The sequence below is a fragment of the Streptomyces ossamyceticus genome (genome assembly GCF_001418475.1).
GTDB lineage: Bacteria > Actinomycetota > Actinomycetes > Streptomycetales > Streptomycetaceae > Streptomyces > Streptomyces ossamyceticus.
Map to the genome: position 1 here is coordinate 1 of NZ_LIQX01000424.1, position 9,724 is coordinate 9,724.

The window sequence follows — 9,724 nt, forward strand, 5'->3', positions numbered from 1 at the left end:
GCGGCGGAGCCGCATATGTCAGGGCCCCGCGCCCCTGAAGGCTTGGGCCTGCGGCCCGCCCTTCACCAGGTGGCGCCGTTGAAAAGCACGGGGCGCAGCCCCGGGCGCTTTTCAGGGGGCGCGGGGAACTGCGCGAGAAACCACACACCACCCGCACCCGCCGACGAACCGCGCACCCCCGAGCTACTGGGCGCCCCACGTTTGGCCAGCCGCGCCCCCGGTCAGCTCTCGCACGCCGCGAGCAGCTCCTCCAGTTCCCCCGTCACCGCCTTGCCCAGCACCTCCAGATCCGGCACGGCCTCCGCGTCGGCGACGAGGCCATAGTGCACGCTCCCCCGGTACGTGGAGATCGCCACCGCCACGGACTGCCCATGCGCGAGGGGGGCCAGCGGGTACACCTCGGCGAGCGGGCAGCCGCCGAGCCTCAGGCCGAGGCTCGGGAGCGGCACGCTGGTGACGAGGATGTCGAACCAGAGGCGCGCGGCCTGGCTCACCAGGGGCCCGCCGAGCCGGTGCCCCAGCGGCGGCACATGGTCGGCGAGCAGCGCGACCGCCCCGGCGCCGCGGTTCGGCCCGGCGTCCTTGTTGCGGTCCATGGCCGTACGGACCGTACGGAGCCGGCCGAGCGGGTCGGGGTCGTCGACGGGCAGCTTCATCAGATAGCCGGAGAGCCGGTTGCCCTGGGGATGGGCGGTGCGCGGCCGGCGCTTGGAGACGGGGATGAGCGCCCGGGGCGCGACGCCTTCGCTGCCGTCGCCCCGCTCGTCCAGCCAGCGCCGCAGCGCGCCGGCGACGACCGCGATGAGGACGTCGTTGACGGTGCCGCCGACGGTCTTGCGGATGCGGTGCACGTCGTCGAGGTCGAGGACCACGCCGACGGTGCGGCGGGTGCCGCTCGGCTCGGCGGTCAGCGCGGTGGTGCCCTGCGCGCCGAGCGTCGCGTCGAGCGTGGTGCGGGCGACGGACGTACCGATGTCCACGGCCCGGCCCAGGTCGGAGAGGGTGCCGCGGAGGAGCGCGGGCAGTTTGCGCACCTCGCCGAGGAGGCTGCGCGGGGGTTCGGCGGGGCGCGGCCGGGGCGCGGGCATGTCCATGGGGTCCATGACGGCGGCGGCGAGGGTCAGCGCCCGCAGTCCGTCGGCCAGGGCGTGGTGGAACTTGAACAGCACGGCGAAGGAGGTGCCGTCCTCCCCGGGCACGACGTGTGCCTCCCACGGCGGCCGGTCGCGCTCCAGGGGGCGTTCCAGCAGCCGGCCGGCCACCGCGTGGAAGTCGCGGGTCGGCGCGTGGAGCCGTACGTGGTCGAAGGGCTCGAAGTCGGCGACGGGCTCGCGGGTCGCGCCGCCGAAGGTGAGCGGGAGGCGCACGTCGGGCCGCCAGACGTCCCGGATCCGCATCCGCAGCGCGGACACCCCGGCGGCGCGGGCGGCGAGCAGGTCGGCGGCGTGGGCGCCCGCGGTGGGCGAGTTCGCCGTGAAGACGCCGAGGGCCGCCAGGTGCATGGGATGTTCGGCGGACTCGATGTTCCAGAAGGCCAGGTCGAGTGGTGCGAGCTCGTCAGAAGTCAATGGCTTGCCTCGCGTCGACGACGGGTGAGTCTGCAGTCAATCGCCGAGGACCGATTACGGTCAAGTACGATCGAGCTACGCTCAGTTAACAGCAGATTAAGTCCCACCTCCTGGGGAGAGACGGGACCACTGGGACATCTGCCGTCACTCGGGGGTCATCTCAACCCACCCGGCCCAGCGCGGCGTGATGAACCGCACAGCCGCTCGACGCGCGTCTGTGCAGAGTCACGACACCTGCTGGCCCTTGCCGAGGGCGATCACCCCGCCCTTGGAGACCGTGTACAGCTCCGCGTCGCGCTCCGGGTTGACGCCGATGGTGGCGCCCGGCGGCACCTGGACGTTCTTGTCGAGGACGGCTCCCCGGACGACCGCGCCCCGGCCGATATGGACGTTGTCGTGCAGCACCGACCCCTGGACCACGGCGCCGGGATCGACGACCACGCCCGGCGACAGCACGGACCGGGTCACCTGGCCCCGGATCAGACAGCCCGCACTGATGATCGACTCGCTGGCCATGCCGCCCGCATTGAAGCGGGCCGGGGAGAGCTGGCCGGAGCTGGTGTAGACGGGCCAGCTGCGGTTGAACAGGTTGAAGGCGGGGCGCTCGGCGATGAGGTCCATATGGGCGTCGTAGTACGCGTCGAGGGTTCCGACGTCCCGCCAGTAGCCGCGGTCGCGGTTGGTCTCGCCGGGCACGTGGTTGGCGCTGAAGTCGTACAGCTGCGCCTCGCCCCGTTCGGTGAGCTGGGGCAGGATCGAGCCGCCCATGTCGTGGACGGAGTTCTGGTCCTCGGCGTCCCGCTGAAGCGCCTCGACCAGGGCCTTGGTGGTGAAGAGGTAGTTGCCCATCGAGGCGAACACGCACTCGGGGTCGTCGTCGAGGCCGGGCGGGTCGGCGGGCTTCTCCAGGAAGCCCTCCACGGACCGGCCGTCGGAGCCGGGGGTGATCACACCGAAGGAGGAGGACTCGGTGCGGGGCACGCGTATCCCGGCGACGGTCACCCCCGCCCCGCCCTCGATGTGCTGGGCCAGCATCTGCCGGGGGTCCATGCGGTAGACGTGGTCGGCGCCGAAGACGGCGACGTACTCGGGCTGCTCGTCGTGCACCAGGTTCAGGGACTGCAGCAGCGCGTCGGCGCTGCCCAGGTACCAGCGCGGGCCAAGCCGCTGCTGGGCGGGGACCGGGGTGACGTAGTTGCCGAGCAGGCTCGACATTCGCCAGGTGGTGGTGATGTGCCGGTCCAGGGAGTGCGATTTGTACTGGGTCAGGACGCAGATCCGCAGGATGTCCGCGTTCACGAGATTGGAGAGTACGAAGTCTACGAGACGGTACGTCCCGCCGAAGGTCACCGCGGGTTTCGCGCGGTCGGCGGTGAGGGGCATCAGCCTCTTGCCCTCGCCACCGGCCAGTACGATTCCCAGCACCGAAGGTCCACCGCGCCGCATGCCGCCGCCCCTCTACGCCCGGTTGTGCCGTGCTCTGTCCTGTGTGCCTACCCCTGTTTGAGGATTTCCTCGTACAGGTGGACCGTCCGCCGGGCCACCGCGTCCCAGCCGAACTCGCGCACCGCGCGCTCCCGTCCCGCCTCGCCCATACGGGCGGCGGTCGCGGGGTCGGCGAGGACCGAGTCGAGGGCGCGGGCCAGCTGAGCTTCGAAGTCGTCCTCGGTGGACACGAGGAGGCCCGTGACACCGTCCTCCACGACCTCCGGGATACCGCCCACCCGCGACGCGACCACCGCCGTCCCGCAGGCCATGGCCTCCAGGTTGACGATGCCGAGCGGTTCGTACACCGAGGGGCAGACGAACACGGCGGCGTGGGTGAGGAGTTGGATCACCTCGGGGCGCGGCAGCATCTGCGGGATCCAGTGCAGGCCCTCGCGGACGCGGCTCAGCTCCTCGAAGAGGTCACGGAACTCCCGGTCGATCTCCGGGGTGTCGGGGGCGCCTGCGCACAGCACGACCTGGACGTCCGGGTCGATGGCCCGTACGGCCCGCAGCAGATGGGGCACGCCTTTCTGGCGGGTGATGCGGCCGACGAACAGGACGTAGGGGCGGGCCCGGTCGAGGCCGACGCGGTCGAGGACGTCGGTGGCGTGGTCGGGCCGGTAGAGGGCGGTGTCGATGCCGTTGTGCACGACCCGCACCCGGTCCGGGTCCAGGGCCGGGTAGCAGCCGAGGATGTCGTCGCGCATGGCACCGGACACCGCGATCACCGCGTCCGCGGACTCGATCGCGGTGCGCTCGGCCCAGCTGGACAGGGCGTATCCGCCACCCAGTTGCTCGGCCTTCCAGGGGCGCAGCGGTTCCAGCGAGTGGGCGGTCATCACGTGCGGGATGCCGTGCAGCAGCTTGCCGAAGTGGCCGGCGAGATTGGCGTACCAGGTGTGCGAGTGGACGAGTTCCCTGCCTGCGAGGCCGGCGGCGATGGACAGGTCCACGGAGAACGTGCGCAGCGCGTCGTTGGCGCCGTCCAGCGCCGACCAGGGCCGATGGCGGACGACGCCGCCCGCGGCGCCCTCGCCCCAGCAGTGCACGTCGAGATCGACGAGGGACCTCAACTCCCGTGCGAGGAACTCGACATGGACCCCCGCGCCTCCGTAGACGTCGGGCGGATACTCCCGGGTCAGCAGGCCGACTCGCACCGGAACCCCCTGTCTCACATGGCTCGTTCCCACATGGTCACCCACGCGGGGCGGTTGGGGAAGGGCGCCCTGTCCCTACCGGGTGCCGCCCGTCCTGCCCGACGGGCGGGTCCGGGCCGGTGGCCGGTCGAAGCAGCAGTCGCCGCAGAGTCCGCCGCCGGGCAGCCGGTAGTAGAGGCAGCAGCTGCGGCGGCGGTGGGTGGCCGGGTCGAGCGTGCCCGCGAGATCGGGGTGGGCGAGCTGCGCGGCGGCCAGCCGGCGGGCCCGGGCGGCCGCCTCAGTGCGTCCGTGCACGGCGGCCCAGCGGTCGATCTGCCGGACGGCTCCCATGAGCGCGGAGGCCGCGTTCCCCCAGAGCAGACGGGGGGAAACGGGCAGTTGGGAGCAGAGGGCCGCCGCCAGGGGGACGAGATGCGCCTCCCGTACGACCTCGCCGAGCCGGTCGGCGGGCAGCATCCGCACCCCGGTCAACCGGAGGTCGTCGGGGGCGCTCGCGTCGGGGTCCCAGCGCAGCAGCCGCGGGTCGAGATCGGGGACGCGGTCGTGGAGGGCGGCGGTGCCGAGGGCCACCGACCACAGCCGGGCGGCGAGGCCGAGGTGCGCGATGGAGGCCGCGACGCGGGGTTCGGGGGCCCGGACGCTGTCCGCCACCTTCCGGACACGGAAAATTACGGGATTCGCGTAAACCTCCTTCTTCACATCGGCATCCCGTGCCGCGTACGCCTCCGCGAGGGTGGGCAGCGGGCGCCCCGGTGCTTCCCCCGTGCGTAGTACGAAGAAGCCGCCGAGGGCGGAGAGGTCCGTGAGGTCGGCGGCGTGGTCCACGACATCGAGTAGTACCAGGGCCCACGGGCGTGTTCGCCAGGAGGGGTGCACTCCGTGTCGCCCCTCCTGAGGATGACGGGCGGCGAGTCGTACTCCATCGGCAGTACGACTCAATGAGTGCTCAGGTACGACGACGCGAACACGTTCGCGAGGCATCGTGGTCACCATGAAAGCCGACCGTTCGCAGCGGCGGGCCGAGCGCCCCCGCCCCTCGTCGAGGAGCCGCTCATGAGCGCCCTCGCGTTGTCCGTGCTGCTGTCGTTCGTCTCCGCCGTGGCCTACGCGGGCGGTGCGATCGTGCAGGAGCGTGTCGCGGTGACCTCCCCCGGCCGGACCTACGCGCCGCTGCGCCGCCCGGGCTGGTGGGGCGCTGTCGGGCTGAACGGTCTCGGCGGGCTGCTGCACGTGGTGGCCCTGGCGTACGGCCCGCTCAGCCTGGTGCAGCCGCTGGGCGCGCTGACCATCGTCTTCGCCCTGCCCATGGCGGCTCTCTTCGTCGGCCGCCGGGCCGGGGCGACGGCCTGGCGGGGCGCGATCATGGCGACGGTGGGTCTCGCGGGTCTGCTCTCCCTGGTCGGCACGGCCGACGCGCAGTCCCTGGACACCGCCGAGCGCGTGCTGGTGGCCCTGGTCAGCGCGGGCGCGGTGGCGGCGCTGATGACGGCGGCCCACGCCGCGCACCGGCATCCGACGACGCGCAGCGTCCTGCTGGCGGTGGCGGCCGGTGTCGCGTTCGGCATGTCCTCGGTGTTCACCAAGACGGTGGCCGTCGACTGGACGGACGGTGTCGGGCTCGCCGACCTGCCGACCCTCGCGGTCATCGGTGTCTTCGCCACGGCCGGTCTGCTGCTGTCGCAGGCCGCCTACCGCAACGGCGGCCTCGCGGCCCCGCTCGCCACCCTGACCGTCGTGAACCCGGTGGTGGCGGCGGCGGTCGGCATCACGATGTTCGGCGAGACGTTCCGCTACGGCACCACGGGCACCCTCCTCGCCCTGGGCTGCGGGGTCGTCGCGGCCGGCGGTCTGATCCTGCTCACCACCGAGCGGCTCCACGAGGAGGCGCGGCCCGAGCGGGTCGGGGCCGAGGACACGGCGGACGCGTCGACGGTCGCCGACCGGGAGGCGGCCCTCGCCGTCGAGCGGCTGCTCGCAGGGCTTCACTCACTGCCGGCCGGGGACCCGGCGGCGGCCGACGGGCCGATCGGCCTCGACCAGCGGGTCGTCGTACCGGCGCCGTTCCGCGGAGCCGGTGGCTCCGGGGACGAGGAGCGGCCCGAACTGGAGCTGCGGCCGTTCCACGGCGAGCTGTATGTGCCGCGGCCGCACGGCGACCGGCATCGGGACCACGTAGGGACGTGAGCGGGAGGCCCTGAGCGGGCCTCCCGCGGTACGTCGGAGCGCGGTTGCGTCGGGCGCGTCAGAGACGCACCCCTCCGGCCCGGAGATAGGCGATCGGGTCGACGTCACTGCCGAAGCCGGGCCCCGTCCGCACCTCGAAGTGCAGATGCGGGCCCGAGCTGTTGCCGGTGGAACCGGAGCGGCCGATGCGCTGGCCCGCGCTCACATGCTGTCCGGCCTTCACGGAGATCGCCGACAGATGGGCGTACTGCGTGTACCGGCCGTCGGCGTGCCGGATGACCACCTGGTAGCCGAAGGAGCCGCCCCAGCCGGCCGTGACGACCTCACCGGACGCCACGGACTTGACGGTGCTGCCGGTCGGCACGGGGAAGTCGACACCCGTGTGGTAGCCCTTCGACCAGGAGGAGCCGGAGGCGCGGTACGGGGTGCCGAGGGAAGCGTTCACGGGGGCGACCCGGGACCCGGACTCCTGGCGCGAGTCGGTCCGCTGCTCCCGCTTCTGCTCCTTCTTCCGCTCCTTCTTCTCCTCCTTCTCGGGCCGCTCCTTCTTCGGCTGCTCCTTCTTGTGCTCCTTCTCCGGGGCCGCCGAGGTGAGACTCAGCCGCTGGCCCGGAAGGATGCGGTCCGGGTCGGAGCCGATGATCCTGCGGTTGGCGTTGTAGAGCCCGCGCCAACCGCCCTTGACCTCCTCGGACTCGGCGATCTCGGAGAGCGTGTCGCCCCGGACGACCGTGTACACCTCGACCTTGCCCGCCTGCGACTGGGGCGTGGTCTGCGGTTTGACGTCCTCGATGGTGCGCGGCGCGTCGCCGCCGCGGGTGAGGCCCGCGCGGACCGAGCAGTGGGGCCAGGCGCCGGGGCCCTGACCGTCCAGCACCTTCTCGGCGATCGCGATCTGCTGTTCCTTGGTCGCCAGGTCGGCGCGCGCGGCGTAGGCCCTCCCGCCGTACGCCTCCCACGTCGACTGACTGAACTGGAGGCCGCCGTAGTAGCCGTTGCCGGTGTTGATGTCCCAGTCACCGGTGGACTCGCAGGCCGCGACCTTCTCCCAGGTGTCCACGTCGGCCGCCTCGGCGACTCCCGTGCCCATCAGCGGGAGTGCGATGCCGGCGCCGCCGGCTGTGACCGTGAGTGAAGCACGGTTGATCCTGTTCGGCTGGTACCGGCGGTGCCGGCCGCGTACGGCCATGGAGTAGCCCCCCTCGCCTCTGCCACGAAGTCGCAAAAGTAAGCGCCGCGAACAGGCCATGACAAGACGAAAATCCAGCCGCAGCCACCCCGCGAGTGGCGCGGAAGCGACCTGTCCCGGCGCGTAAGTACCTCTGTCCGGCGCACGCGTGAGCGGGTGCGGCGCGTGAAGCGCGCGGGTTGCGCGCCCCATTGAGGCAGGTGGGGCCCTTTCCGCGTACTCAAGAACGACGTGCCGCTCGGTGCGCAAGGGGCCGCCGCACGTCAGGATGACCGGAAGGGCAATACTGGCGAGCACTGACGGCAGCACCGATATGAGGACCTACCGGCACCACTTGTGCGTCACGACGTGACCATCACGACTCGACCGATTCACCGGCACCACTGATTCCAGGATCCATAGGAGCCCACCGCATGAGCACTTCAGCCCAGATCGGCGTCACCGGCCTCGCGGTCATGGGGAGCAATCTCGCCCGCAACTTCGCCCGCAACGGCTACACGGTCGCCGTCCACAACCGCTCCGCGGCGAAGACCCACGCGCTGGTGGAGGAGCACGGGCACGAGGGCGACTTCATCGCGGCCGAGACCGCCAAGGACTTCGTCCAGGCGCTGGAGCGCCCCCGGCGTCTGGTGGTGATGGTGAAGGCCGGCGGCCCCACCGACGCGGTGATCGAGGAGTTCGCGCCGCTGCTGGAGCCCGGCGACATGATCATCGACGGCGGCAACGCGCACTTCGCCGACACCCGCCGCCGCGAGGCCGCGCTGCGCGAGCAGGGCATCCTCTTCGTGGGCGCGGGGATCTCCGGCGGTGAGGAGGGCGCGCTCAACGGGCCCAGCATCATGCCGGGCGGCCCGGCCGAGTCGTACGACTCCCTCGGCCCGATGCTGGAGAAGATCTCCGCGAAGGCCGCCGACGGAGCGCCGTGCGTGACGCACGTCGGTCCGGACGGCGCCGGGCACTTCGTGAAGATGGTCCACAACGGCATCGAGTACGCCGACATGCAGCTGATCGGCGAGGCGTACCAGTTGCTGCGCGATGTGGCCGGCTACTCCCCCGCGCAGATCGCGGAGATCTTCCGCACCTGGAACACCGGGCGCCTGGACTCGTATCTGATCGAGATCACCGCCGAGGTGCTGGCGCACGTGGACGCGGCGACCGGCAAGCCGTTCGTGGACGTCGTCGTCGACCAGGCGGAGCAGAAGGGCACGGGCCGCTGGACCGTGCAGATCGCGCTGGACCTGGGTGTGCCGGTCTCCGGTATCGCCGAGGCCGTCTTCGCGCGCTCGCTGTCCGGGCACGCCGCGCTGCGGGACGCCTCGCGTTCGCTGGCGGGCCCGAAGGCGGCGCCGCTCAGCGCGGCCGAGGCGGGCGCCTTCGCCGACCGGGTCGAGCAGGCGCTGTACGCGTCCAAGATCGTGTCGTACACGCAGGGCTTCCACGAGATCGACGCCGCCCGCGCCGAGTACGACTGGGACATCGACCTCGGCAAGGTCGCCTCGATCTGGCGCGGTGGCTGCATCATCCGGGCGGCCTTCCTCGACCGTATCCGCGCCGCGTACGACGCCCGGCCGGACCTGCCGAGCCTGCTGTCCGACGAGACGTTCGCGCAGGAGATCGCGGCGGCGCAGGACGACTGGCGTGAGGTGATCGTGGCCGCGACCCGGCAGGGGGTGCCGACCCCGGGCTTCGCGGCGGCGCTCGCGTACTACGACGCCCTGCGCGCCGAGCGGCTGCCCGCGGCGCTCACGCAGGGCCAGCGCGACTTCTTCGGCGCGCACACGTACCGGAGGGTGGACCGCGAGGGCTCGTTCCACACGCTGTGGGGCGGGGACCGGTCGGAGGTCGAGGCGTAGGAGGGTGACCTCGGGGACGTCGCCGGGGCCGGCCGGTCGTGGTCGGGCTCGACGGTCCCCTGTCTCCTCCTTCGAGTGACAGGGCAGTGGCCCGGCGTGAAGTGGTTCACGCCGGGCCACTTGTCGTTCGTCGGGCCGCTGGTCGATCGTCGGGCCGCCTGCCGTTGGTCGGGCCACGGTCGATCGTCGGCCATCGGGCCCGCTACGACAGGGGTTTGGGGGTCGGCTCTCCCGGGATCGGGTCAGGACCCGGGGGTCGAGGGACCGGGTCCTGACCCGATCCCG

7 protein-coding genes are annotated in these 9,724 nt (G+C 72.1%); 2 read left to right on the top strand and 5 right to left on the bottom strand.

Annotation, left to right across the window (positions count from 1 at the left end):
• Positions 1-221: 221 nt before the first annotated feature.
• From AOK15_RS28010 to AOK15_RS28025, 4 genes are all read right to left on the bottom strand, one after another.
• Positions 222-1,568, bottom strand: a complete 1,347-nt coding sequence (locus AOK15_RS28010) for a wax ester/triacylglycerol synthase family O-acyltransferase (protein WP_055521137.1) — start codon at positions 1,566-1,568, stop codon at positions 222-224.
• Positions 1,569-1,793: 225 nt separating this feature from the next.
• On the bottom strand, positions 1,794-3,014 hold the full coding sequence (gene glgC / locus AOK15_RS28015) for a glucose-1-phosphate adenylyltransferase (protein ID WP_055521138.1): 1,221 nt from the start codon (positions 3,012-3,014) through the stop codon (positions 1,794-1,796).
• Between the two features lie 47 nt (positions 3,015-3,061).
• On the bottom strand, positions 3,062-4,213 hold the full coding sequence (gene glgA, locus AOK15_RS28020) for a glycogen synthase (protein ID WP_055521139.1): 1,152 nt from the start codon (positions 4,211-4,213) through the stop codon (positions 3,062-3,064).
• Between the two features lie 75 nt (positions 4,214-4,288).
• A complete protein-coding gene (locus AOK15_RS28025) occupies positions 4,289-5,038 on the bottom strand; it encodes a (2Fe-2S)-binding protein (RefSeq protein WP_055521140.1) in 750 nt (249 codons plus the stop codon).
• A 228-nt stretch (positions 5,039-5,266) separates the two neighbouring features.
• Here AOK15_RS28025 and AOK15_RS28030 point away from each other — a divergent pair, with 228 nt between their 5' ends.
• The gene (locus AOK15_RS28030; RefSeq protein WP_205632244.1) at positions 5,267-6,397 is read left to right on the top strand and encodes a DMT family transporter; all 1,131 of its coding nucleotides are present in this window, start codon (positions 5,267-5,269) and stop codon (positions 6,395-6,397) included.
• Positions 6,398-6,455: 58 nt separating this feature from the next.
• On the opposite strand, the gene AOK15_RS28035 is transcribed toward AOK15_RS28030, so the two are convergent.
• Entirely contained in the window at positions 6,456-7,586 is a 1,131-nt protein-coding gene (locus AOK15_RS28035) for a transglycosylase family protein (protein ID WP_055521142.1), read from the bottom strand.
• A 413-nt stretch (positions 7,587-7,999) separates the two neighbouring features.
• Here AOK15_RS28035 and gndA point away from each other — a divergent pair, with 413 nt between their 5' ends.
• Positions 8,000-9,439: an NADP-dependent phosphogluconate dehydrogenase gene (gene gndA / locus AOK15_RS28040; RefSeq protein ID WP_055521143.1), complete on the top strand. Its 1,440-nt coding sequence runs from the start codon at positions 8,000-8,002 to the stop codon at positions 9,437-9,439.
• Positions 9,440-9,724 lie beyond the last annotated feature (285 nt).